Source organism: Deinococcus humi, from assembly GCF_014201875.1.
Taxonomy (GTDB): domain Bacteria; phylum Deinococcota; class Deinococci; order Deinococcales; family Deinococcaceae; genus Deinococcus; species Deinococcus humi.
In genome coordinates this window covers 374,942-398,607 of sequence record NZ_JACHFL010000001.1, presented here as the reverse complement: position 1 = coordinate 398,607, position 23,666 = coordinate 374,942, and the positions used below count along the sequence as shown (strand labels likewise).

Annotated in this window: 31 protein-coding genes; 22 read left to right on the top strand and 9 right to left on the bottom strand. The window is 62.5% G+C overall.

Translation table 11 applies throughout. From position 1 onward, the window contains the following. The first annotated feature begins 40 nt into the window (after nt 1–40). The 4 genes from HNQ08_RS01975 to HNQ08_RS01960 are packed head-to-tail and all read left to right on the top strand — an operon-like array spanning nt 41 to nt 11,999. Nucleotides 41–7,147, top strand: a complete 7,107-nt coding sequence (locus tag HNQ08_RS01975) for a phage tail tape measure protein (protein WP_184127407.1) — start codon at nt 41–43, stop codon at nt 7,145–7,147. Continuing rightward, nucleotides 7,144–8,730 (top strand): hypothetical protein, encoded by a 1,587-nt coding sequence (locus HNQ08_RS01970; protein ID WP_184127406.1) that lies wholly within the window; start codon nt 7,144–7,146, stop codon nt 8,728–8,730. Before HNQ08_RS01975 ends, HNQ08_RS01970 begins: the two co-directional genes overlap by 4 nt. 60 nt (nt 8,731–8,790) lie before the next feature. Beyond that, the gene (locus HNQ08_RS01965) at nt 8,791–9,222 is read left to right on the top strand and encodes a hypothetical protein (protein ID WP_184127405.1); all 432 of its coding nucleotides are present in this window, start codon (nt 8,791–8,793) and stop codon (nt 9,220–9,222) included. After that, nucleotides 9,219–11,999 carry an SGNH/GDSL hydrolase family protein gene (locus HNQ08_RS01960; RefSeq protein ID WP_184127404.1) on the top strand — a complete coding sequence of 927 codons (2,781 nt, stop codon included), beginning with the start codon at nt 9,219–9,221 and terminating at the stop codon, nt 11,997–11,999. Before HNQ08_RS01965 ends, HNQ08_RS01960 begins: the two co-directional genes overlap by 4 nt. A 9-nt stretch (nt 12,000–12,008) precedes the next feature. Here the strand turns inward: HNQ08_RS01960 and HNQ08_RS01955 are convergent, their stop codons facing one another. Beyond that, on the bottom strand, nt 12,009–12,149 hold the full coding sequence (locus tag HNQ08_RS01955) for a hypothetical protein (RefSeq protein WP_184127403.1): 141 nt from the start codon (nt 12,147–12,149) through the stop codon (nt 12,009–12,011). Between the two features lie 84 nt (nt 12,150–12,233). Between HNQ08_RS01955 and HNQ08_RS01950 the strand changes: the two genes are divergently transcribed. From HNQ08_RS01950 to HNQ08_RS01920, 7 genes are all read left to right on the top strand, one after another. Further along, on the top strand, nt 12,234–14,480 hold the full coding sequence (locus tag HNQ08_RS01950; protein ID WP_184127402.1) for an Ig-like domain-containing protein: 2,247 nt from the start codon (nt 12,234–12,236) through the stop codon (nt 14,478–14,480). Between the two features lie 81 nt (nt 14,481–14,561). After that, on the top strand, nt 14,562–14,936 hold the full coding sequence (locus tag HNQ08_RS01945; protein ID WP_184127401.1) for a hypothetical protein: 375 nt from the start codon (nt 14,562–14,564) through the stop codon (nt 14,934–14,936). Next, nucleotides 14,920–15,339: a hypothetical protein gene (locus tag HNQ08_RS01940; RefSeq protein WP_184127400.1), complete on the top strand. Its 420-nt coding sequence runs from the start codon at nt 14,920–14,922 to the stop codon at nt 15,337–15,339. Before HNQ08_RS01945 ends, HNQ08_RS01940 begins: the two co-directional genes overlap by 17 nt. After that, nucleotides 15,336–15,635: a hypothetical protein gene (locus tag HNQ08_RS01935; RefSeq protein WP_184127399.1), complete on the top strand. Its 300-nt coding sequence runs from the start codon at nt 15,336–15,338 to the stop codon at nt 15,633–15,635. Before HNQ08_RS01940 ends, HNQ08_RS01935 begins: the two co-directional genes overlap by 4 nt. Continuing rightward, nucleotides 15,632–16,402: a M15 family metallopeptidase gene (locus HNQ08_RS01930; RefSeq protein ID WP_184127398.1), complete on the top strand. Its 771-nt coding sequence runs from the start codon at nt 15,632–15,634 to the stop codon at nt 16,400–16,402. Before HNQ08_RS01935 ends, HNQ08_RS01930 begins: the two co-directional genes overlap by 4 nt. Beyond that, nucleotides 16,402–16,809 carry a hypothetical protein gene (locus HNQ08_RS01925; protein ID WP_184127397.1) on the top strand — a complete coding sequence of 136 codons (408 nt, stop codon included), beginning with the start codon at nt 16,402–16,404 and terminating at the stop codon, nt 16,807–16,809. Before HNQ08_RS01930 ends, HNQ08_RS01925 begins: the two co-directional genes overlap by 1 nt. Nucleotides 16,810–16,838: 29 nt before the next feature. After that, nucleotides 16,839–17,285 (top strand): hypothetical protein, encoded by a 447-nt coding sequence (locus HNQ08_RS01920; RefSeq protein WP_184127396.1) that lies wholly within the window; start codon nt 16,839–16,841, stop codon nt 17,283–17,285. 193 nt (nt 17,286–17,478) lie between these two features. On the opposite strand, the gene HNQ08_RS01915 is transcribed toward HNQ08_RS01920, so the two are convergent. The 8 genes from HNQ08_RS01915 to HNQ08_RS01880 form a co-directional block, all read right to left on the bottom strand. Next, nucleotides 17,479–17,721 carry a hypothetical protein gene (locus HNQ08_RS01915; RefSeq protein ID WP_184127395.1) on the bottom strand — a complete coding sequence of 81 codons (243 nt, stop codon included), beginning with the start codon at nt 17,719–17,721 and terminating at the stop codon, nt 17,479–17,481. Continuing rightward, nucleotides 17,718–17,960, bottom strand: coding sequence for a hypothetical protein (locus HNQ08_RS01910; RefSeq protein WP_184127394.1), 243 nt, complete (start codon nt 17,958–17,960; stop codon nt 17,718–17,720). The genes HNQ08_RS01915 and HNQ08_RS01910 overlap by 4 nt, the downstream gene beginning before the upstream one ends. Next, the gene (locus HNQ08_RS01905) at nt 17,957–18,343 is read right to left on the bottom strand and encodes a hypothetical protein (protein ID WP_184127393.1); all 387 of its coding nucleotides are present in this window, start codon (nt 18,341–18,343) and stop codon (nt 17,957–17,959) included. Before HNQ08_RS01905 ends, HNQ08_RS01910 begins: the two co-directional genes overlap by 4 nt. Further along, the gene (locus tag HNQ08_RS01900) at nt 18,340–18,672 is read right to left on the bottom strand and encodes a hypothetical protein (protein WP_184127392.1); all 333 of its coding nucleotides are present in this window, start codon (nt 18,670–18,672) and stop codon (nt 18,340–18,342) included. Before HNQ08_RS01900 ends, HNQ08_RS01905 begins: the two co-directional genes overlap by 4 nt. A gap of 251 nt (nt 18,673–18,923) precedes the next feature. Continuing rightward, complete coding sequence (locus tag HNQ08_RS01895) at nt 18,924–19,295, bottom strand: hypothetical protein (RefSeq protein WP_184127391.1); 372 nt, start codon at nt 19,293–19,295, stop codon at nt 18,924–18,926. Further along, nucleotides 19,288–19,584 carry a hypothetical protein gene (locus HNQ08_RS01890; protein ID WP_184127390.1) on the bottom strand — a complete coding sequence of 99 codons (297 nt, stop codon included), beginning with the start codon at nt 19,582–19,584 and terminating at the stop codon, nt 19,288–19,290. The genes HNQ08_RS01895 and HNQ08_RS01890 overlap by 8 nt, the downstream gene beginning before the upstream one ends. After that, the gene (locus tag HNQ08_RS01885) at nt 19,581–19,850 is read right to left on the bottom strand and encodes a hypothetical protein (RefSeq protein ID WP_184127389.1); all 270 of its coding nucleotides are present in this window, start codon (nt 19,848–19,850) and stop codon (nt 19,581–19,583) included. The genes HNQ08_RS01890 and HNQ08_RS01885 overlap by 4 nt, the downstream gene beginning before the upstream one ends. 42 nt (nt 19,851–19,892) lie before the next feature. Further along, nucleotides 19,893–20,177 carry a hypothetical protein gene (locus HNQ08_RS01880; protein WP_184127388.1) on the bottom strand — a complete coding sequence of 95 codons (285 nt, stop codon included), beginning with the start codon at nt 20,175–20,177 and terminating at the stop codon, nt 19,893–19,895. A gap of 75 nt (nt 20,178–20,252) precedes the next feature. Between HNQ08_RS01880 and HNQ08_RS01875 the strand changes: the two genes are divergently transcribed. From HNQ08_RS01875 to HNQ08_RS01825, 11 genes are read left to right on the top strand one after another with little or no spacing between them, the layout of a single operon-like run. Then, nucleotides 20,253–20,444 (top strand): hypothetical protein, encoded by a 192-nt coding sequence (locus HNQ08_RS01875; RefSeq protein ID WP_184127387.1) that lies wholly within the window; start codon nt 20,253–20,255, stop codon nt 20,442–20,444. Then, the gene (locus HNQ08_RS28065) at nt 20,441–20,854 is read left to right on the top strand and encodes an HNH endonuclease (protein WP_184127386.1); all 414 of its coding nucleotides are present in this window, start codon (nt 20,441–20,443) and stop codon (nt 20,852–20,854) included. The genes HNQ08_RS01875 and HNQ08_RS28065 overlap by 4 nt, the downstream gene beginning before the upstream one ends. After that, nucleotides 20,851–21,216 (top strand): helix-turn-helix domain-containing protein, encoded by a 366-nt coding sequence (locus tag HNQ08_RS01865; protein ID WP_184127385.1) that lies wholly within the window; start codon nt 20,851–20,853, stop codon nt 21,214–21,216. Before HNQ08_RS28065 ends, HNQ08_RS01865 begins: the two co-directional genes overlap by 4 nt. Next, entirely contained in the window at nt 21,213–21,482 is a 270-nt protein-coding gene (locus HNQ08_RS01860; RefSeq protein WP_184127384.1) for a hypothetical protein, read from the top strand. Before HNQ08_RS01865 ends, HNQ08_RS01860 begins: the two co-directional genes overlap by 4 nt. Continuing rightward, the gene (locus tag HNQ08_RS01855; RefSeq protein ID WP_184127383.1) at nt 21,479–21,724 is read left to right on the top strand and encodes a hypothetical protein; all 246 of its coding nucleotides are present in this window, start codon (nt 21,479–21,481) and stop codon (nt 21,722–21,724) included. Before HNQ08_RS01860 ends, HNQ08_RS01855 begins: the two co-directional genes overlap by 4 nt. Continuing rightward, nucleotides 21,721–22,167 carry a hypothetical protein gene (locus tag HNQ08_RS01850; protein WP_184127382.1) on the top strand — a complete coding sequence of 149 codons (447 nt, stop codon included), beginning with the start codon at nt 21,721–21,723 and terminating at the stop codon, nt 22,165–22,167. Before HNQ08_RS01855 ends, HNQ08_RS01850 begins: the two co-directional genes overlap by 4 nt. Next, complete coding sequence (locus HNQ08_RS01845) at nt 22,164–22,412, top strand: hypothetical protein (RefSeq protein ID WP_184127381.1); 249 nt, start codon at nt 22,164–22,166, stop codon at nt 22,410–22,412. Before HNQ08_RS01850 ends, HNQ08_RS01845 begins: the two co-directional genes overlap by 4 nt. Next, on the top strand, nt 22,409–22,633 hold the full coding sequence (locus HNQ08_RS01840) for a DUF1653 domain-containing protein (protein ID WP_184127380.1): 225 nt from the start codon (nt 22,409–22,411) through the stop codon (nt 22,631–22,633). Before HNQ08_RS01845 ends, HNQ08_RS01840 begins: the two co-directional genes overlap by 4 nt. A gap of 17 nt (nt 22,634–22,650) precedes the next feature. Beyond that, on the top strand, nt 22,651–23,049 hold the full coding sequence (locus HNQ08_RS01835) for a hypothetical protein (protein ID WP_184127379.1): 399 nt from the start codon (nt 22,651–22,653) through the stop codon (nt 23,047–23,049). After that, on the top strand, nt 23,046–23,327 hold the full coding sequence (locus HNQ08_RS01830) for a hypothetical protein (RefSeq protein WP_184127378.1): 282 nt from the start codon (nt 23,046–23,048) through the stop codon (nt 23,325–23,327). The genes HNQ08_RS01835 and HNQ08_RS01830 overlap by 4 nt, the downstream gene beginning before the upstream one ends. Beyond that, nucleotides 23,324–23,662, top strand: coding sequence for an SLOG family protein (locus HNQ08_RS01825; protein ID WP_184127377.1), 339 nt, complete (start codon nt 23,324–23,326; stop codon nt 23,660–23,662). Before HNQ08_RS01830 ends, HNQ08_RS01825 begins: the two co-directional genes overlap by 4 nt. Nucleotides 23,663–23,666 lie beyond the last annotated feature (4 nt).

Genomic DNA, 23,666 nt, shown 5'->3' with positions numbered 1-23,666 from the left:
CGCCTAGAGCGGGGCTTTTCTTTTGCCCCGTGGAGGCGATATGACGACACTAGGCCGCTTGGTTTTCGATATTGACGGCAACCGCACCCTCCTGGATCAGAAGCTGGCACAGGCGAGGGCGGAAGTCGGCAAACAGCCCCTCAAGCTGGCCCTGGTGATTGACGAGACGGCCAGCAAAGCCACCTTGCAGCGCAGCATCGCGCAACTTCAGCGACAGGACATTCAGCTCAAAGTCAAGCTGGATATGGCGACGGCCACCACTGAACTCAGGAACCTGCGAATCAGCACCGTGACCGTCAACCTAAAGGTGAACGGCGTCCAGTCGGCGGCCAATGACATTAACACCTTGAAAGCGCTGCTGTCCGGCCTGACTGGGCGCACTCAGTACGTCCTGACGGTGAACACCACGGCGCTGCAAGCGGTGTACACGAACATCAATGCCCAGATCACGGCCCTTCAAAGCCTCATCGCGCAACTGCGGGCGCTGGGCAACAGTGGCGGGCCGGGCGGCGGCGGGGCAGGCGGGCAGGGCGGCATTTCGGCGGCCAACCGTCAGCTTCTGAACGATCTGCAAGCCCTGAACAACCAGTGGAAGCGCGGCGAGATTGACGCGGCGGCGTTCGGCGCAAGCCTGAGCAGCCTGCAAGCCCAGCTCCGCACGGCGGCCAGCGGCGCACAGGCTGGGACGGCAGACTTCCGGGCGCTTGACGCGGGCCTGACTCGCCTCACCACGTCCCTGCGAAGCATCAATACCGACGCCTTCCAGAAGATCAGGACGGACGCGGCGGCCATGCGGACAGCATTCGACACTGCAACGGCGGGCGTCTCGCGCAACTCCCAGCAGTTTCAGGCGGCCATTGCCACCTACACCACAGCCAGCACCACGCTTCAAGCCCGCCTACAGGCGCTTGTGGCCTCCGGGCAGCTCACGACTACCCAACTGGGGCAAGTCAACCGTGAACTTGCCCGTCTGGGCCGTGAAGCAAACACCATTGCAGGTGGCATCAACGCGGGCGGGCTGAGCGGCAACATCTTCAATGCCCTCCGCATGGGCTTCCCGATCATCGGGCAGATGGGTGGGGCGCTGGGCGCGGCGGCGGGACAAGCCAACATGTTTGGTTCTGCCATCGGCAGCGCGGCGGCAGCGTTCGGCCCTCTGGGCATCGCCATCGGCGTGACGACGGTAGCCGTGGGCCTGTTGACAGCGGGCATCATGTCAGCCGTCAACGAGTACGGCAAGTTTGAAGCCCAGATGCAGGGCGTGAAGGCCGTCTCCGATGCCACAGGCGAGACATTCAAGGGGCTGAAGGATCAGGCCAAGAGCCTGGCGCTTGAGTTTGGCTTGAACGTGAACCAGATCGGGCAGGTTCAGGAGGAACTGTTCAAGGCGGGCCGGGGCGTAGAGGACGTGATGGGCGGAGCGGCAAAGGCCGTCACGGTCCTGATGCGTGCCACGGGTTCCGATCTGAACAATGCCGTGCTGATTGCGGGCGCAGCCATGAACACCTTCAACATCCAGGGCGCGAACATGATGCGCGTGGCGGACGCCATTGCGAACGGCGCGAACAAGACGGCGCTGGACGTGAACACGATGGGCGTCAGCCTCCAGCAGGTCGGCAACGTTGCCAGCAATGCGGGCATGAGCCTTGAGGAAACCGTGGCCGTGCTGGGCCTGATGGCAGATCGTGGCATCCGGGGCAGCGACGCAGGTACGAGTGTGCGCGTGATGCTTCAGCGCCTCACGTCCAGTATGCCAGTCGTCATTGAAGCGCTGGACAAGTACAACATCAAAGTCTTTGATGGCACGGGCGCACAGCGGGACATGGTTACCGTACTGGGCGAAGTCATCAGCCAAATGGACAAGATGACGGAAGAGGACCGTGCTGCATTTCTCTACAAGGTGGCAGGCACCGATGCCCAGCGCGTACTGACGGCCAGTTACAAGGCGGGCACAAGCAGCATTGCGGATTACATCGCCAAGATGGATGATCGGGGCCGCGCCGAACGGGACGCAAAGACCCGCATGGAAGGCTTGCAGGGCGCACAGGCCAAGCTGAACACCACCTTTCAAATCTTCAAGGACACCATTGGGGAAGTATTTGCCCCGGCCATTACGACACTGGTGGAAGCAGCAACCTCTGGCGTCTCAGCCCTCATCGATCTCTTCAAGATGCTGGACAATCTGGACAAGCGCAGTGCTGAAGTTGAAAAGACGGCGCTGGGCAAGGAACTGGAAACCCTTCAGAAGCAGCTTGCGGCGGAGAAAGGGGAGATGACCCGCCTTCAGAGCACCGCCGATGCTCAGAAGCGGTTTTCTGGCAGCGTTTCCGCCCCGATTCAGACCCGCCTTGAGAATCAGGCGGAGAAGGTTGCAGGGCTGGAAGCTCAGGTCAAAGTGCTTGAACTGCAAGTCCGCACTGAATCCATCAAGAATGGGACGTTTGTTGGCCCGGTGCTGCCTGGGCAGGATGATGGGGCTAGCGGCCTAGCCCTCACGGCCTCTGGCGCGGATGCGCTGGGCGCAATGGTGGTAGAGGCCAGCAAGGGGAAGCTGGGCGACGTGACGGCGGACAGCATCGTGAACTTCTGCGCCAAGTGGGTGCGCCTGACGTTGGATAAGGCTGCGCCAGAAGCAGAGGCGAAGATCAACGCCCTGTTCCAGACGGACAGCAACGCGGATGGCAAGGTGGAAGCCACCGACGCGGCCCGCAATCTGCTGAAAGCTGGATTTGCTCAGCGGTATAACCCGAAGGACTTAAAGCCCGGTGATGTGGTGTTCTACACCGAAGGCGGGCAGAATCACACGGGCGTCTACATCGGCAAGAAAGACGGCGTGGACATGGTGCGTGGGAACAACCGCGTCACCTATGAGGCCAACGGCGGGAAATTTGACAAGTACGGGAATGCCATCAGCCCCGGCATCAATCCCGTGGGTGATGTGGCAATCAACAAGCTGGGCACACCGAACTGGATCGTGCGGCCCGGTGACATGCTGCCCGCGCTGGGCGTCAACCCCCCCAAAGACAAACCCGTCAAGCCACAGGGGCAGGAAGACGGCATTTTCACCGCCGATCAGGTCATCAAGGCACAGCAGCTTGTCGCAGCGCTGGGAAAGGCAGAGAAGGCGCTGAAAGACAAGCCCGGCGATGTGTGGCTGACAAAGGTACTGGGTAAGGCCACCGCCGATATGAAGGCGTTCGGGGATGCCAGCGACGGGAACGCTGCGGCACTGGCTGCCGTTCAGAAGGGCCTGGGCGGGGTCAAGCGGGGCGCGGATGACTACATCGCCACGCAGGCCGATCTGAAGAAATACGGGGACGACGCGCTGAAGCTCATCAAAGAGCAGGAACGCGCTGCCAAGAGTGGGAATGCTGAGGCTATCCGGGTTGCAAAAGCCAATATGGACACTTGGCAAGGCGAGAACAAGGCGAAAGCGGCGGTTGTCCAGATCGAACAGGCCGCCTATCAGAGCCGGAAGGCGGCGGCGACTCAGGCTGAGCAGGACGCCAAGAAGCAGGAGGCCAGAGAGAAGGAACTTCAGCAGCTCTCTACACAGATTGCCGCCGATGCTGCCGCAGGCCGTGAGCGTGAAGCGCGGCGCGGGCTCGATACCCTCAAGCAGTCACAGGCTGAGCGCCTGGAACTGGCGCAGGATGACGCGGCCAAGCGTCAGGCCATCATCACGCAGACCGGGCCGCAGATCATCGCTGCCGAGGAAACCATCAACAGGCGGGTGCGCGAACAGGCCGTGCGGGCAGCCCAACAGACCGCCAATGAGCGCAAGAAGGTGGAAGGGGCCGACACGGCGGCCATCGAACAGGCCCGGCGCACTGCTGTTGCCGAGGCATACCGGGTTGAGAAGCAGGCCAATGAAGCGGCGCGTGCTGAGCAGAACAAGGCCGAACGTGGCGCGGCCCGCACCGTGGCGCAGGAGCAGAAGCAGCTTGCTCAGGAACTCGCCGGGCTGAAGATTGACGCGGCCAAGTCCACCTCTGCCCGCCTGAAGTCCATTGCGGATGAGGACGTTCGCGCCCATGAAGGCGATCTCAAGAAGCAACTGGCCCTGACAAAACTGTACAGCCAGCAGGAGTTTGATCGTCAGGAGAAAATCGCCCGCGCCACGCGCAATCTGGCCTATCAGGATGCGGCGGGCAAGCCCAACGAACAGGCCCTACGCGAGAAAGCACAGGCCCAGTATCTCGAAACGGTGGAAAACGCCCGCACGGCCCGCCTGAACACCATGCGGACAGCAACGGAAGCGGCCAAGAAGGGACAGGAGGAGTTCAATCAAGCGCTGGCCGATGGCGTGAAGGCCGGGAATGAGGCCCTGGGCACGCTGGACAAGCTGAATCTGGGCGGGCGCGATCTGGCGACCACCGCGCAGGCCGCCTCCAGCACCCGCGCCCAGTACGATACCCTCTACAACCGAATCGTCATTCTGCGCGACGAACTGGCAGAACCGGGCGTGGCAGACGCATGGGCGCAGAGCATTGAGGATATGGGCAAAACGGGGGCGTTGTCTGCCATTCAGGTTCAGACCCTGCTGAGCATCCTGAAGGACTTGAACGGGGCGCGGGACGTGCAACTGCTGGACAACCTGCAAGGGCGGGGCGTCAAGAACACGGCCCGATTTGACGATCCCTCGCAGGGCACGCTGGCCCCTGGCGAGGCGGACAGGCTGCTAGAGGCCATGATGGGGATTGACCCGGAAGAACTGGGCAGCATCCTGGCCGATCTGGTGGCAAAGGGCTTTGGGGACTCCGATCTGGCGCGGCTGATTCGCGGCCACATCGTTGACATGAACTTTGAGGACTTGGCCCAGATGGTGACGGATCAGGGCGGGCCACGCTTCCAGACCGACAATGAACTGCGCGGCATCGGCGTGGCTACCGACACCACGATAGAATCATTCTTCAATCTTGAGGAAGCCATTCAGAACGCCGGGAAGATGACGCGGGATGAGCTGGGTGAAATGATCCGGCTGAGCAGGCTGGGGGCCGATGAAGCCCTGAAGCTGTGGGATGCGTGGAACAGCGCGAACCCGGTTGATCTGGGCAAGCAACTGGAAGGCATCATGACGGCGCAGAGCCTCATGGATCGGCTGGAAGCCGCCTCGGACCCCGTACAGATTCAGGCCATCACGGGCGAGATTGCCGAGTTCCTGGCCTCTGACATGGGCAAGATGCTCCCGGACGGCGTGAGGCAGGGCCTGACGGACGGCGTAGAGGGTGCGAAGGAGTACGCAGGCATCCTGACGGGCATCACGGCAGACGCCATCACGGACGGCTGGGAGCGGGCCAGCAAAGCAGGCGGCCCGGTAGAGAACGTGTTTCAGGACTACGCGGCGCAGATCATGGGCGGCGCGTTCGATCTGTCAGATTCTGAAACCCTACGCGGCCTGAACGAAGGGCTGGAAGACGCCTACCAGAAGGGCAAGCTGACCGCCTCGCAGCTTGACACCCTGAAAGTCATTATTGACAGCATCAACAATGCGCCTCTGCTCATCACGGGCAAGGACAGCGGCACCGCCGGACTGGAAAACACCATCGGCGCGATCACCTCCAAGATTGACGAGGCACACGCCAGCTATGAATCCGGCGCGTCTGACGCGGACGCCTACAACGCCGCGCTGATCGAACAGGAGGCGGCGCTACTGAGACTGCTGGTAAACCTGGAACGCCTGGGGCCAGCCGGGGCAGCGGGCGCGGCGAGTGTGCGCCTCCTGCTGGATGCCACCACGGCCAGCATTGACCCCACCAAACGGCTAGCCGATGAAGTGGGCACGCTGGCACAGGAGAAGGCCGCAGACTTGGCACAGTCGGCCATCAAGCTCAGTCAGGGCCTGCGGGAAGGCACCGTCACACAGCAGGAGTTCAACGCTTCGGCGCTGGACATGCTGCCCCTGTTGGACCGCCTGGGCGTGTCTCTGGCGGATGGCAGCGAGGAAGGCGACAAGGCGGCGGCCACCATCCGCGCCATTGCCCGTGACCTGCGGGACATGGGGGCAGCCACCGCTGAAGCGCAGAGCAAGCTCGACAAGCTGGGCGAGGGCTTCCAGAAGCTCAGCACCGGACTGAGCAGCGTGTTCAAGGCGTTTGGGGCTGATGGTGCAGGCGCAATCGTGGACGGCCTGGGCAGCATCGTGGCCGCCGCGTCCAAAGTGCCGGGAGAACTGGACAAGGTGCGCGACTCCTGGGCCGCGTTCAAGAAGGGGCCGGACGCGGGCAGTCTCGGCACGCTGCTGGGCAGTCTGGGCGGCGTGGTGGGCATTGCAGGCGCGGTGATCGGTGCAGTGGGCAGCATCGGTGACGCCCTGCTGAAAAACAACCCCGCCGTAAAGGCGCAGGTGAAAGCATGGCTGGAACTGGCCGACGCCGAACGGGCCGCAATGGGGCAGCGCATGGTAGGGGGCCGTAACGGCTTCCTGAACCCCTTCTATGACGCCTTGAAAGCCGACAGTGAAGCCCTCACCACGAAGGCCAATGCCGGATTCTGGCAGCGGCTGGGCTGGTCACTGTTCGGCGGCGCACCGGAGACGTTGGGCAAAGAGGCTTCAGAGAGCTTGCAGAAGGCGTCGGCTATCTTCAATGAGTTTGGCGCTGATCTGTTCAGCAACCTGTCAAACGTCCTGCTTGATGCCGTCAACAAGAATGATTTCTCCGGCGTGAACGACGCCCTGAAACTGCAACTGGACAAGTTTGTCCAGCGGGCCGTGATTGACGCCCTGATTGCCAAAAGCAACCTCGGGCCACTCATCAAGGAACTGGCGGAAACGTCAGCAGCGGGCGGGGACATTACCGATGTGGTGGGGCGCATCAACGCTGAGGAAAACCGGATCGTGGGGCAGGTTCAAGCGGTTGCGCCTTCACTACCGGGTGTAGGGGCCGGAGCCGCTACAGGGGCCAATGGTGCGCCGGGCGGGGCATTGTTCGGCGCAGGACCGGGGGCACAGTTGGGCATTCCACGCTTTGAAATCAGCCTGCCGGAAATCGCCCTCCGGGGCCTCAGCGACTTCACCTCGCTGGCCGTGCCTGAGTTCCGGGCAGGGACAAGTGAGCTGCGTCTCGCCGTGGCGGAATGGCGGGCCTTCATGACAGGGCAGCGAGGCGGGCCACCGCCGCTGTCCGGCCTGGGAGGGCTGACGTGATGCAAGAGATGGATTACCAGTTCATCGTCTACACCCCTGGCGGGAGTTACCTGAAAACCATTGAACGCGATGCTACGCACCTCCGCAATACGGGGATGCGTCTTCAGGTGACTTCTGAGGGTGACGGCCTAGAAGCGCGGTTTGACGCGAAGGGGGCGGGCATCCTGATCCCGCCCCTGCACACCGTCCAGATCAGGTACAAGGTCAATGACGACTTCAGGGCGATTTATTACGGGCAGGTGCGGCAAGGGGGCAACAGCCGCAACGTGGACGGGGAGGCGTACATCCTGCGCTCCCTTGCTCTGCGCTTAGACGCCGTGACACTCTCGCCGGGATTCACCACGCCAGAGCAGCCCGCGCACCTCACCGTGCGGGCACTGATGGAGGATGTGGTGGCTTCCGGGCAACTGGGCAGCACGATCCAGTATTTCGATGCCCGCGTGATTGATCTGGGCTTTAACGCCCGCGCTGTGGAAAAGAGCAATTCCCAGATGGCAGGGGCATTGCTCAGGCAGCTTGTGGAGGACGGCGTGGGGCTGGGCGTGGACGTGCGCTATGGGGTGGACGCCTCCACCTACTTCTACTGCCGCCCCGCTGTCGGCTCAGTCCTCACCCTTGCCCCGGAGGAGCGCGGCGCAATCGAGCAACTGTCCCCGGTGGCGGAAAAACCCGTCACGGCGGTGCAATGGTTTCTCGCTCAGGATGAGAACAAAGACGCTGTCACTTACATCAGTCGCAGTCCAGAGTCCGAACTGGGCAACACCTGGACGAAGAACCTCGCCATTGATCCCAACCGCGTGCCCGCGTGGGCCAAAGCAGAAGGGACGTATCAGTGGGTGGACGCGGCAGGCGCAGACATCACGGGCAGCGTGTCCTACAGCTTCATTTCGCCTGAAGGGAATGTCAGCACCGAGGGCTATGAACTGCTCAGGGACGGCGTGATGAAATCCAATTCAGGACGCCTTTCCGCCATCGTTCCGCAGGGCGGGCGGCTGCGCTTCACCCCGTCCCTGCCGCACCGCAGGGCACGAATCGCCGTGGCAGGTGCTCCGGTAGAACTGTCGGATGGCAGCACGGCGGGCGTGAGGCTGTTGCGAACCATGCAAGATGGAACAACTCAGGCCGTGGGCGTGCCCATTGGTGCGGGGGCGGGCGCGTTCGGGGAATCCACGCTGTACACCGACGATCCTGGCGTGGGCGTGACGGCCTACACGCTGGAGGCAACAGCCACGGTGGGCACGGGCGGCACGGTGGTCTGGAACCTCTTTGAGTTCCGGGCTGAGGCGCTGGACACCGCCCTGCTGGACCGTCTGGCGAAGTTCCACTACTCACTCCCCGCCGTCAATCCGGCAGACGTGACGCTCAAGACGTTCCGCACGCCGGATCAGCTCACCGAGCAGGTGGAACTGGATGACGGCCCTATGCCTGTGGCGGCATGGGAGTACCGCATCAGCGGGGGGCGCGGGCTGGAATGCGCCGCCCTGCTGGGCCAGCGCCTCGCCCCGGAAGTGCTGGCGCAGGCGTCCCTGATCCGCGCTCTGGACAATGAGGCCGTGATTACCGCCGTGACCGCACGCGGCTGACAACCCCTTCCCCCTACTTCCCGCCCCTTTCACTGGGGGCGTTTCCAATTGGAGGCCCGCGTGGCATTGATTGACGACTTGCAGACCGACGCCTGCTATGTGCTGCTAGGGCCGTTCGGCGCATTCATCATCCCCAGCACCTTAGCCATGACGGGCGGAGGGCGAGGGCCGCCCTCTCAAACCATTGAACGCTCTCCCGGCTCAAGCGTGCCCTACGCGCTAGGAGACGGAATACGCCCCCTTTTGCCCGTGACCTTCAAAGGGCCATTGAGGTTTGACACCGAAGTCGAGAAAGACCTATTCGTGGCCGCTGCTGACCGAGCCGCAGAGGGAGGCACATACATGCAACGTTATGAGAAATCAGGCCCGTTGGGAGCTGCGAAAGGTTGGGCACGGTGGGATTACAAAGATCACGTCACCATCGGTTATCTGACCATTGAGCTTTATCCGACAGCCCGCCCCACTGTGGGCGGGATTGAGGTGGATTGGTGACGCGGCTTGTCGGCATTCCTGATGTGGCCGCCGCGTCCAGCCTGCCCCTGTCCGCAACGCTGATCTGGACGCACGAGTACCGCAGGGGCGACAGGCTGGGCATGGGCAGTGTGCCCCTCACCTATGACCGGGATGCGGGCAAGTGGATGCACAACGGCGCAGAGTTTGACTTGCTCGCCGCCCGCTTCGGGATGAGTGACCCTGCTCCGCCGAACATTCGCATCCTGTTCACGCTGGGCAGCGGTTCCACAGTTCAGGGGACGAGCCTCACCCTGACGCCGATTGAGAACGCAGCGGGCGTGCTGGACCTGACCAAACCGCTGAATGTGGCCTCCTGGGTGACGGGAACCGCGTATCAGTCCCTGCTGACGCAGCAGCAGACCGCCATTGCCAATCTGAACGCCTTCAGCGTGCAGGGGCAGGCGGTGGCGCAGAGCCTTGCAGATGTCACGGGCGAGTTGGATGGGGTGCTGGCCGACGTGTCGGCGGTGCTGGGCGTGGCAGCCCCCGCCGTACAAATCGCTCAGGCGGTGGGGGTGCGCGTGCCCCTGCTGGAAAACGTCTTTGCCTCCGCCGTCAGCGAAGGCGTCATGCTCTATGGCACGATGGGCAGCACCTTTGCCGACTACGGCTTTCCCATCGGCCCCCGCGCCGCCCTGGACCGCCTGAGCATCACCGTGCAACCTGTTACCGCGCCCCTGACGAGCCTGCGCTTGCAAATTGTTGAGGCCACCAAAGCGGGGGCGGTGCTGCACAATCAGACGTTTGCCGTGAACGCCCCCGTGGGCGTGCCCACCCGCCTGACATTGGACACCTCCGCCCTGGTGGGCGACGGAACAAAAAAGCTCTACGCGATTTTGCGCGGAAATACCCCGTTTGGTATTGCCTTCGCCACCAACACGCTATTTACCACGGCGGGCGGGTATCCGGCCTTCGCCTATGGCTACAACACCGATCTGGCCGACGCCACCCTGAACGATGCGGCGGGCGGGCAGATCAACTACACGCCCTGGTTTCAGGCCAGCAAACGCAACTATCCAGCGGGGACGGTGACGCCCGCCTCCGCCTGGACAGATATTACGAATACCCTGCTGAGCGGCCCCCGCGAACTGTTGCCCCTGGTGGGCGAGGTGCAGCCCACGCTGGGCACGCTGGTACAGGAAACGCTGACCAGTTCGGCCATCGTCAGCTTTGCCGCGCTCGCCAACGTGTTCTCTGCATACACCTTCCCCATCGGAACGCCCACGAACTTTGATTACATCGAGTTTGGCAACACCCCTGGCAACCCGGCCAAACTGCCCACGGTGCTGCATTGGCAGATTGTCGTGACCGGGACAGGTGCGGTACTGCTGGACGTTCGCAAGACCCTGAGCAACGTGGCCGCAGGGGTGGAGATCGTGACGCGGCACAAAGCCCCCGCGCTGCTCAACCCAGGTGGCGCGGCCCTTGAAATCCGCATCTCCACCGATGGCTATATCGGCTATCGGGGCACGTTCGCGGGCGGCGCAACGAACGGCGCGAAATACAACAGCGGCACCCCCAACCCGGACGCCTGGGCAGCCACGGCGTTCAGCGGTTCGGGCGTGCTGTGGCTCCGGCTGGGCGTGGCTTCGGGCGTCAAGCAGTTGGCCCTCGCGCCCGCGTTCGCGGGCGGCCTCAAGACAGAAGTGCTCAAGACCGCAGACGATGACCTGTTCATGCCGACGCTGAGCCTGCCGTCCGTGTTGTACGCCACCGAGGGGCAAACCTTCCAGCTCTATTACGACACCATTCTGCGGACGCCAGGACTGGACCTCAGCCCGTATGACGTGGATTTCAGCGTGACCGGGCTGGCCCTGGCGAGCCACAACCGGGACGCCCGCCATTTCTGGTGGACGCCCACGGGCGCGGAGGCGGCCACCGCCAGCTACGCGGCCACGTTGCGCGTGCATCGCAAGGGCAAACTCCTGGCGAGTGCCACCACCACCATCCGCATGACCACCACGGCGGGCGGCGTGGGCACTGCCCGCAAACTGCTGGCCCTGAGCGACAGCATCACCAACCGGGGCGTGTGGCTGAGCGAGATGGTGCGGCTCAGCGAGCGCCCCGCCGATCCGCTGACCCTCACCAGCATCGGCACGCGGGCCGGGACGCAGGTGCCCGTGGGGCTGCCTGCCGTGATGAGCGAAGGCTGGGAAGGCAAGACCATTACGTTCCACTACCGGGACGCGGCCAGTAATTTCACCTTCAATGGGGCAGACCCCACCGGGACCGCCTTCAGCCTGAGTCAGTACCTCACGGCCAACGGGCTGAGCATGGCGTCCGGGGACGCCTTCGAGGTGATGCTCGGGACCAATGACCTGACCACTTCGGACGTGTACCACACCACCGAGGCGGCGGCGCTGGCGACAATTGCGGGCATGGTGAGTGACCTGAACGCCATCATTGCCAATGTGCAGGCCGCCGTGCCAGGCATCAGGGTAGTGATTGCCACGAATATTCCCCCGGCGCGGGTAGACTTCATCCACATGCGCCGCTGGATTCGCTATCTGTGGGCGGAGCGGATTTTCAGCACCTACGGCGGGCGCGAGAGCGAGGGCATTTACGTCTGCCCCGTGGCGCAGGCGGTGGACCCGGATTACGGGTTCCCGTTCGAGCTACGGGCCGCGAACACGCGCACGGACGGCACGCTGCCGACGCTGCCGTACATCACCGATTACCTGCACCCCAACGTACCGGGCTACTACCAGATGGCGGACGCGCACTATGCGTTCTACAAGTGGCTGTGGCGGGTCTGAGAGTAAAAATCAGCGCCAGTTCGGGCGGACGCGCAGTTTTTCCAGCAGCGCCTGATATTCCTCCTCATCGTTGGCGGTCCACAAAAAGCCGTCCTCACGAGCTTCTTTGAGGCGGGCAAGGCGGAGCTGGGCGCGTTCACGCTCGGTCATGCCGCAGATTATACCGAAACACAGAATCAGCCAGCCCTAGCCCCCGCCCCGTGCGGGGGCTTCGTATTGTCCCCCGGAGGCTTCATGCCGCAGAACCAGAACAACAATCTCCGCGCCCGCCTCGCAGAAATCTTTGCGGAGTTGCTGGCGCTGCTGGACGGCCACGCACCCCCCGACACCACGCCCCCCACCGTCAACCTCACCGCCTCGAATACCACCTTCACCGCCCCCGGCGCGTTTGACCTGATCGCCACGGCGGCGGGCGGCACGATTGCGCGGGTGGAGTATTACAAGGACGGCGAGAAGATCGGGGAGCAGTTCACGCCCGTCAACGGCGTTTACACCTTCCCCGTGGAAGTCAAGACGAGCGCAGCGGCAGGCAGCTACACAGCCAAAGCCTTCACGCTGTTTGCCTACTCCCCGCCCTCTGAGCCACTTGTCGTCACGGTGGACATTGCCCCTGTCATCCCGGCAGACACCACCGCGCCCACCCTGACCCTGACCGTCAGCCCCAACCCCGTCACGGCAGAAGGGAAGGCGCTGCTGACTGCCACTCCAGCAGACAACGTGGGCGTGGCAAGCGTGACGTTCCGCCGCACCGCCCCCAGCGCCATGACGCTAGGCACCGTGACCGCCGCGCCCTGGACCTGGGAGGATGACACCCCTCTGACCACGGCCATGAACGGCACGCGCAGCTATGAAGCCTTCGCCACCGACGCGGCAGGCAACGTCAGCGCCACCGCGACGGCTGGCACCACCGTTGCCATCCCCATTCCCCCCGACGTGACGCCGCCCACGGTTGCGCTGTCCATGCCGAACCATCCCAGCACAACAGTCAGCACGGCAGAAAGCATCCTGTTTCGCGCCAATGCAGCGGACAACGTGGCGATCAAGTACGTCATTTTCTACTGGAACGGCGTGGAATTCGCACGCAAGACCACCGCCCCCTACGAAACCACCCCGAGTTTCACATCGGCCAACAATGGCGCAGTCAAAATCACGGCCCGCGCTTTCGACACCTCGGACAATCAGCTCAGCGACAGCATCAACCTGACTGTCAGTATCGCCGGAGCCACCCCCACGGACCCGGCCAAGTACGTGGAACCGGAGTACAGCGCGATCACCTGGGGCGCACCCATCACGATCAACGACGCCTACCTGACAGCGAAGGGCATCACCCCGATTGCCAGCGGGCCGGACGCGGGGCGCTATCTCGTCATCCCAGACCACAACGCCCGCACCCTGACCACGGGTGAGTGCGCCATTGCGATTAACACCACCAAACCCCTGATCCTGCAATACGCCACCGTGAGCATCCCAGCCGGGGGCGGGACGGGGCGCGGGGCGATTGGGAATGGCAAAGTGGGCAGCGTCAACAGCACTGTGGCTGTGGACGTGATTATTCGGGATTGCAGCATCCTCACGCCGGGCATGGACCTGCCAGACGGCAAGCGGGCAGGTGGCATCAAGTTCGAGTACGCGAAAAACGTCATTGTTGAAAACTGCAATTTCAACGGCACCGGGATTTACGTGTCGGAATCTGGCACGGGCGGCGGCACCGTCAAGGCATTGCGGAACAAATTCAAGAACATTGATGGACGCTACCGGGACCGGAGTACGGGGACTGGATGGTCTGACCTCCCCGGCGATCAGGCATGGTACCGGGTGCAGGCGGTGCAGCTCAACAAGATCAGCGGCATTGCAGGCATCGAAATCAAGGACAACTGGGTTCACAACGAACCCGGCGTCTCGCAGGTAGAGGACGTGTTCAACACCTACAAGAGTGGGGGCACAGCGGCCTCTTACCTGACGATTGAGCGCAACCTCGTCAACGGGGCGTGGGATGCCCGGAACAAGAGCCATAGTGGCTCAGCCACAGTCATGGGAGACGCGGGAGGCAGCCGCACGCGAGTCATCAACAACACTTACGTGCGGACTACGAACACTGGGGCCTCCATGTCGTCCATGAACTACGGCGAGATTTTGAACAACCGGATCGGGCAGACCGGCTTCCTCCCAGACGGCGTGACGCGAGTGGAATCGGACGGCACGGTGGATACGGGCATCTACGCCCGCAATTACGTGTCGGGCTTCACGATGGACAAGACGACAAACCTTGTCGGCGGGAACCTCGTGGCCTGGGGTGCGCCGCTGAGTGGCGATCTGACGCGCCGGAAGGACTTCGGGTTCAGCACTTACGCCACTGAGGGGCCGACGCCGAATGTCTCCTATGACGGCGTGGTGACGGAGGCCCTGCTGGATCAGTGGGTGGCGGATCACCTGGCCGTGTGGCAGAGCGCGGGCGTGGTGGTGGGGAGGCGTAACCCATGAGGCGGGCCGCTTTCCTGCTGGCCCTGCTGCTGGGGTCCGCGCACGGGCTGACGCTCTGCCGGACAAGAAAAAGGAGGGTGTATGCCTGAGAAAAGCATCATCCCGACACACGTTCTGGCCTTCGGGGCACTGATCGCCGCTGCCCTGATGCAGTTCGGCGTCACCCTCCTGCTGGACGTGCGGGTGAGTCTACGGAAAACCGTTGGGGCCCTGATCGTGTCCGGCCTAGCAGGGGGCACCGTCACGGTGTTCTGCCAGGAGTACGCGCATCTGCCGTCCTTCCTCGCCGGGGCCATTGGCACAGCATCCGGCATGTTTCCCGCCGCGCTGTTCGTCATGGCCTTTTCACGCAAGGCACTCGAAAAAGCGGGCCTCAAGCCCAGCGACCTGACCGACATGGCCCGCGTCATGGAGCCACACAAGGAGGAGGAAACAGAGCATGGAAATCCTGCGTGAATGGTGGTACGCCGCAGAATCTGGCCCTGAAACGCTGTTCTGGATTCGTCTGGGCGTGGGGGCGATCCTGCTGTTTGCCGTCCTGATGGCCGTGTGGGCAGTGGTTCGCCCCCCGGAACGGGAAGGCACCTGGGACGCCGCGCAATACAAGCGGGCGCGGTTCATGAACGTGTGGCGCGTCCTGGGCCTGCTGCTGCTGCTGACCTACGTGCTGACGGCGGGCGTGCTGGAAGCCGAGCGCACCTCCAGCCCGCACCGCCTGATCTTTGCCAACATCGCGCAGGCCATCACGGGCGGCTGGCAACTGTTCGACATGATTTTCTGGCGCTGGCACTACGCGAGGAAGCCCGCTGAACTGAAACAGAGAGGGCTGACCATGAACAGCAACAAGAGGTCGGCGTGAAGGGCCTGCGTCTGATTCTGCTGGCCCCCGTGTTCGTGCTGCTGAGCGCCCCGTCAACCACCGTGCGGGCCACGCTGACGGGGGTGGACCGGGTAGAGCGGGAGCTACGCCTTGAGGGGCAGCGGAGGCCGTTCGTGGGCACGTTCAGCAGCCAGCTCAAGGTAGACGGGTTGAACATCCAGCCGGGGGAGTTCTGGCGCACCGTGCGGCCCGGTATGGAGGCCGTCATCAAATCGCGCAGCTATGGCCCCTTCCGCATTGTGGACGTGGCAAGCGTGCGGACAGGAGAAGAATGACCGACTACGCCGCACGATTGCCTATCCCCGCACCGGGCAGCATCAACAGTGGACTGACCTACTGCCGCCCTGAAACCGTCCTCGACATCTTCGGGCAGCCTGCCACACCCCTCCCCACAGAATGCGGGCAGCCGACAAGCCCACGACTCAAAGCCGCGCTCATCACGGCGGACGTGGGGCCGTTCCGGGTGACGGGCCTGCGCCCTGCTGTGGAGAGCCTGACCCGGGTGTTCGCTCAGGTGAAGGCGGAGAAGCCGGAGCTGTATGACGTGATCGGCACAGCGGGGATGCTCTGCGTGCGCTGCGTGCGCGGCTATCCGGGCGTGCCCTCCAACCATGCGTTCGGCGCGGCCATTGACCTCAAAATCAATGGGGAACTCGTGCCGCTGGGCGGGGCTTACGTTCAGGCGGGGATTCTGGAGTTGTACGCCTACATGCACGCTGAAGGATGGTACTGGGGCGCGGGCTGGGCACGGCCTGACGCGATGCATTTTGAAGCCAGCGATCAACTGATGCGCCGCTGGGAGGCCGAAGGGCTGCTGGACCCCGTAAAGCCACCCGCCGTCGTTGTTGCCACCCCCAAGCCTGCCCCGCCTGTGACGAGCAGCCCCGCGCTGCCCGTAAAAGGCCGCCTGCTGGTGAACACCGGGCAGGGCGTGTGGACCGACTATAGCGGACGAAAACTCACCATCCGAAACGCTGAGGAAGTCGTGATTAACGCCAGTGGGCCGGATACCTGGGTTCGCTATTTGGACAAGGGGGAGTAATGGAAACGGTTGTCATTCAGGGCGTCTCGCCCGAAGTGAGCGCGGCACTCACGACATTTATTGGCATCCTGGCCGCCGCGCTGGTGGGGCCGCTCACATCGCTCTGGAAGGCGCGGTTCAAGAAGGACGGGCCGGACGCTGTGAAGATCAGCGCTGTCCTGTCCGCCCTGATCGGCGGGGGCATCGTCGCGTATCAGGCCATTCAGGACAAGGCCGGATGGATGGGGGTAGCAGTGGCGGTCATTGCCTTCGTGACCTCCAACGGGGCTTACAAGATGCTCAAGCAAGCCAGTAACCCAGTCGAACAAAAGCCCGCCGCCGCGCCCCAGGACAATCCGCCCGCCGCGCCGACTGAATCCATTACGCCGCCCACCGTGCGACCTGCCCCCACCCTGACGGTTGAGTAGTCCGCCCTCTTTCAAACAGGAGTAACACCATGAGCAACTTTGATTGGAGCAGCATCCGCGAGAAAGTCCTGACCACCATCGCCGCGCAAGTCATCCCGCGCATTGAGCAGGCCGCCATTGCCCTCCTGCTGAAGAACGGTGAGCTGCTCCGGGGCAAGGGCGATCTGGCCCTGAACCTGCTGCTGGCCCAGTACAAGACCCTCACCGCTGCCACACCGCTGGGCATGACGGACCTGGATGACGTGTTCCTGCGGGAAGCAGCGAAGAAGGCGCTGGACAAGGCGTGGGGGATGCTGGATGAGCGGGTGAAGCAGGCGGCGCGGGATGTGGGCGCGGCCCTGCCTGATGCGCCTACGGGTGAGGTGACAGTGACGGACCCCCAGAGCCTCGCCATTGACGATGACACCCTGAATAGGCCCGCCACGGCTGACGACTTCGCCCCTTCGATGGCTGAGAAGTACGGCCAGCCCAAGTAGCGGACTACCGGACAGGACAGGCGGTTCTGCTAAAATACCTATGGAGCGGGCACTGAGGGCATCTTGGGCGGGCCAGCCCTTAAACACAGATAGGGCGTCTGTGTGAGATGAGCGACCTGAACCGTTCCCCAACCTCAAGCCCCCACCTCCCTGCGCTCTGGCGTGGGCTGGTGGGGGCTTTTTCGGGATGGGGCTAGGGCGTCTTGGGTTTGAGGATTTCACGGGACCAGCGAATGCGTTCGCGGACTAGTGCAACCCTGTGGTTTGCCTGCGCCTGCGCCTCCAGCGCCAAGATCAATCCCTCCAGCTTCCCCATCAGGAGACGGCGCTGAGGGTCACGGTATCCGCCTGCCCGCCGCAATTCTTCGTGTTCGGTTCGCAGGGCGACAATCTCGTCTGCCACCTCTGGGGCCATCATTTCTTCGGGCAGGCTCATCCTTCCCCCTTCCGCATATGTGCCGTCTGGGAGCGCGTTAGGCGGCGCGAGTCTGGGTGAATGTACTCCAGCCGATAATGCTCATTCAGGAAGTCAATCGCCTCCTGACGGAAGGTAAAAAACTGAACCTCATTATCCTCGCCGCGCAAGGCAGCGCGTTCAATGAAGGCAGAGGACACATCGTTTTCTTCCAGCACGCCCAGCATTTCGTCACGGTTCAGAACAATGACGTAACTCATCCTTCCCCCTTCTCAGCAGCCAATGCGCTCACCATGGCAGCGGCGAGGGCTTCAGCGGGCGTGGGGGCAGACACCTTCCAGTAATCCGCCCGCCGTTCCCCGGACACCAGCGCCCAATACTGCCCCTCCTGTCGGTTGTGCCAGACATTCCACTCCCACCCCCGCGCCTCGCATTCCTCCCTGAGCGCGTTCTCAACCCACATGAAGGCGCAGGCGTCATCCAACTCCCAATCGGTGTCATCCCAGTAATACGTCCTGCGCCACACGCCGTGCCCGCCAAGAATCATGGGCACAAGGACTTCCATCCGCCGCATAGTCCAGTCATACGAGAACCGCTCAGGCAGCAGCACGGCAAGCTCTTTGAGCAGAGTGGGCAGGCTCATGGGGTGGCCTCAGATTTGAGGGCGGCACGAATCTTGCCAGCAGCGGCACTCAGACCCAGCGCGTAGTGGTCCTGCATCCGGTTGCTGTCGCGTTCCAACTCCTGCGCTACCCCTTCCAGCTTCGCCCGCAGTTCATCAGCCTCAGCCGGGGCAGGCGGGGTGAGGGCGGGCGCTTCCAGATCGGCATAAAGCGTGTTGCACCACTCCGCCAATTCCAGACTGTCCACGCCTTCGGGCAGGACAAAATGCGCCCCGTAATCCCCGCCTTCCTCAAAGCAGGACAGCAGATTGTTGAGGTATTCCCGACTCACCAGCACTTGCTCACTCATGGCTTTCCTCCGGGTCCAGCATTCCCAGGCCCACGCCTGCCCGCTTTGCAACGGCCACGTCAATCCCGAGATCACGGGCCATTGCGGTGCGCGGACTGGGTAGGGTAAGGGCGGGCGCGAAAGGCCCATGCCCCATTGGTTGCTGCCCTATATCCCGCTGTCTGCGCTTCTCTCCGCAGAAGCAGCACACTTGCTCGTGCTGAGGGGGCATGGTGAGCAAGACCGTTACCGTATGCCAGCAGTGAGCGCATTCACTCATGGCGTTCCTCCGGGGCTGAGGCGAGGGCGGCACGGGCACGTTGCCCCTCGTCTTCTTGGGCACCACTGTCCTGGGGGAACCCCTCACGATCTATGCCCTGATTCCAGTTGCAGGCATCGGCGTACCACTCCAGCACACCCTTCAGGCGCTCAATTTCCCCCAGCGCATCGGCGTACTTGCGGGCGGTGTCTTTTGCGCTGGACAGCAAGGCCGCGTCCCCCTCGTACATCCTCTCCGCAACCACGGATGTATCACTGCCGCAGTGGCTCAGAACCTCATGCGTGCCCCCGCCTGAATAGCGTGCGTACCAAGTGCCGCCCGTAGCGTTATCAGCCAGCCCCCGAACCCGCTCAAGCTCAGTCATGGGGAGCCTCGGTGGGGGTGGGGCGAGAGACGTAGCATTTAGGGGCCTCGCACGCGAAACCGTCCTCGGGACCGCAATACTTCTTGCCGTGCCAGTCGCACACCCCTTGCTTGATCTCCGGGGGCTGAGCCTCGGGTTGGTTCTCGTAGTGCACGCCCGCCAGCTTTGCCAGAGCCAGAATCAGACCATCCGTCACGGAGTCGTGATAATAGGCTTCCCCTGCTTCTTGGAGGCCCTGAATCTGGTACAGCATCTCAGCTTGCTCAAATGCCAGTTCAATCTCGCTCATCTCTCCTCCTGAGTGGCCCCGGTGGGGGTGGGCAGGCGATCAAGCCGCCACAGGGGGGATTCAGCCGATGCTGCGCCCGCCTCCATTTCACGGATGAACTGCCGACGCACGGAAAAGAGAGGGCTGCGCTGCCAAGATATTCCGCGCATGTAAAGGTATGAGTCCGTAAAGCGTGTCTTAGACAGGCCGTACTCCAGATTGCCCGTGAACTGTTGCGTTTCGCCTGTTTCCTTGAAGGTCAGTCGATAGGTTTCTTCCTCGCTCATCCTCTCTCCTCCTGAGTGGCCCCGAAGGGCCGGGGCGGGGGCTTAGTCGGCTTTCGTGGGCCAAGTGGTGAACTCGCCGTCCTCGTCAAACAGGAAGGAAGGCGGCTCAGCAGGTTCATAGCCAATGCCGCCTAGGCGGCTAATCACGGATTCGGCGCACTCCACCAGCGCATAAAAGATGTTCCGCTGCGTGGAAGGGTGGTAGCTCTCCAGCTCATTCCCGACACCTTTACGGCCTGTCAGTTCATGCCACACGAAACAGGCCACTTGATAGGCGGGAGAGGGCGGGGTGGGGCTGCTGAGGAGCGGGCCGGGGTTGTTTTCCATACTTCCAGTGTAGCAGGGTGTAGCACCTATGTCAAAAGTGCTACACTAGAGGCGAGGTGATACGGTTTGTTAGAAATGCCAAGTAGCAAGAAGCTCGCCAGCCTGCGTCTAGACGAAGAAACAATGGAGCGGATTGACGCCGTGATGGCCCGTTTTTATGCCCAGATGGGCGGTGTAGCCCCTAGCCGAAATGCCCAGCTTGAGGCGTGGGTGCTTGAGGGACTTGAGCGCATGGAGGCCCGCACAAAAGGCGTTGAGAGCAAGTGACCGTCTGCCAGCGTTGCGGCATTGAAATTTTCACTACTCATAAAAAATTAGAAACGACGCTATGCCGCCCCTGCGCCAAGAAGCGGCAATACAGCCTCACATACCTACGATCAACTCACTCAAGCGCTATTGCCCGTCAGCGTTGGCTGGAAATCGGGAAGCTTTGCTGGTGGTGCCGCCAGCCCTTGGATGATCGAGACATTCACAGGGATCATGTCATCCCAATTACTAAAGGTGGCGGGGGTGGGGAGAATATCGTATTTAGCTGCGCTACCTGCAACAAGAAAAAGACCGACAAGATGCCTCAGGAATGGCTTGGCATCTCAGACTTTTTGGGGGAGCCTGTAGGCATCGGTGATCTGTTTGAAGTCCTGCCCGATCCAACCCACCACGCTGGGGCAGAAGAATGAACGGCGAACTGGGGCCAGTCCTGCGCCGCGCCCGCACCGCCCAGAAGCTCACCCTCAAAGACATTCAGCACGTTACGGGCGTCAACAACGCCTACCTGAGTCAACTGGAGACGGGCAGGATCGTCAAACCCGGCATGGGCATCCTGAGTAAGCTGGCCCCGCTGTACGGCGTCCCACTGGAAACCATGCTGCAACTGTCCGGGCAGATTGAAGCAACGGAGGCGCTGGTGTACCCGACTGAGCTTCCAGACTTCATCCTCGCCGCGTCAAAGGTGCTGTCCGCAGGCGACTGGGAGGCATTACGCGGCACCGTGGAATGGATGATGGCCCACGCTGGGGCAGAGGCGCAGGGGGAGAAGTGAGCGGCACAGACATGTCAGCCCTCGCCGCACTCGCCATGCGCCTCCCCGAAGAACTGGGCATTGAACTCCGTATCTGGCGGGCACCAGATGAGGACAACGTGCTGGGCATCGTCTGGGAGGTATATGCCGTCAAGAGAGCGCAGGCTGATTACCCAACCGTGGGGGACGCAAACGGCTGGACGATTGAGGGGCCGCTACAAGCTGCCCACTACATTGAAGAGCAGTTGACTGGTCTGGGGATTCTGCCTGCATTGGAGGGAAAGTGAAGGCTCCTACCCTGCTGGATATTGTCGGCTCAATCGCCATCATCATCGTCGCCTTCTTCGTTTTGCTGTTCGTCATGAGCTGGCTGCGTGCGCTTGATTCGGCCTCGCACGTCTACCATCAGTTCGTCTCTGGACAGGCCACCGTCATCACCTACACGGTTCCAGGCCAGGGCGCGTGTAAGGCCGTGCTGGTGGACGGGGCACGGCGAGGCGAAGTGTGCGAGGGGGAGGGAGAGAAATGAGCAATCTCCATTTTCAGCATGACCATGAAACTCAGGCCCGCATTGCACAGGCACAGAGTGAAGAGCGACGGGCAGAACTTCAAGCTCTCCGCATTGCGGTTGCAGAGCGGGTATACGGGTTTAAGCCCTGCGAGGAAGGCGTGTGGCTGACACCTCTGGACATTCAAAATGGCGATCCGTATGAGGCATTCACGCTACTGGAGGAGCTTCCCGAATACAGCACCGATCTGAACGCCTGCTCACTTGCAGAAGGCCGCGTCTTGTTTGATCTGGGCTTTGAGGATGAGTACGTGGCAAAACTGCGAGCGATGTACGAGCGCGGTGTCTCCGACTGGATTAGCTGGGAGCGGTTTCTGCTGGAGTTGGCCCCTGAAGTCAAGTGCCGCGCCATGCTGGCCGCGCTGGCTCAGGCCGAGGGGCAGCAGGCACAGGGGGAGGGATGAGCGCCCCGCCTGCCCGCTACGAAAGCATAGAGGCACTGTTTGACGCCGCCCGCGCTGGCACCCTCCCCGCAGGGTTTGAGCTTGTCCTAGATGGGGGCCGGGATGTGTTCGCCTGCTGGGATGCGTTCAATGAGCAGGACTTTGACCCGGACACAGATGATGTGCTGGGCTTTGAGACAACACAGTGGCGACTGCTTCACGCCGCACTCAAGGCGCTGAATGTGCCCGTACAGGAAGGGAGATGAGCATGGAAGTCCCAGCAGAAAGCATCTGGAGGCACGTCAAAACGCAAGGGCTGTATATGGTGCTGCTGAACGCCCGCATGGAAGCAGACACTACACAGGTTGTTGTCTATCAGTCCTACGTTCAAGCCGAACACCACTATGCCTTCACCACTGGCACGGTCTGGGTGCGCCCGCTTTCTGAGTTTGCAGATGGGCGCTTTGAGCGCGTGGGACCACTGTGAGCGGCGCGGCTGGAGGGATGAGGAGCAAAGCTGAGCGGCGGCAACTCCTGATAAACCTCGTGCAATTCCTTCACCGCGCCGCCGTGCTGGCCCCGGAACGGTTCAAGCACTGCGAGGGCAACCACTTTCAGGTGAGGCTGGGCAGCGACAACTACTGGGTATCGGTTCATCTGCAATGGGCCTGTGCGGACACCCACGGCGGCGAGTTGCAAGAGGCGTGCGTGCGTACCTTGAATGAACGGGGCATCGCTTGGCAGATGGGCAACATCCTTCATGGTCCCGGCCCGCAGGAGTACGCCGCTGCTGTGGCAGATGAAGATGGGGAGATCAGCCCCGATGATTGGGAGGCGGCCTACCCCTCTGCTGGCTATGCACTGCTGGCCGCAATGGTGTACCGACTGGAGGCCCACCCATGAGCAAGCTCAAGGAACTACAGGCCCGCATTGTCGCCCTTGAATCCGTCATCCAGACTATCCACATTTACAGCCGCCGCTACTGCGACGGGCGCAGCACCTACGCCCCGGCAGACCACAACCTCGCCACGCACCGCCTCTTAGAACTGGGCCTGAAGCTGCCCGTGGACCCGATCAGCACGAGCGGGCCATTTGCGCGAGATGGGATGTACGGGTTGCTGGCAGAAGATCAGGCGGTGCTGGATGAAGCGCACTTGAAGCGAGTGCGGGAGTGGAAATGAAGCTCATCATTTGCGGGGGCCGGAACTTCGCCAATCGGCAAGTGTTTAACCTGATGACTGCCCGCTGGGTTGAAGCGCATGGCCTCCCCTCAGAAGTGGTCAGCGGCGGCGCATCTGGGGCCGACAGGATGGGGGAGGCGTGGGCAGTATCACAGGGCATCCCCGTTAAGCAATTCCCGGCAGATTGGGGCAAGCATGGCCGTGCGGCTGGGCCAATCCGCAATGTCCAGATGAGCCTGTATGCCGATGCCTGCCTTGTCCTTCCAGGTGGACGCGGTACGGCCCACATGGAACAAGCCGCACGCAGGCGAGGGTTGATCGTCCTCAAGCCCTAGCCCC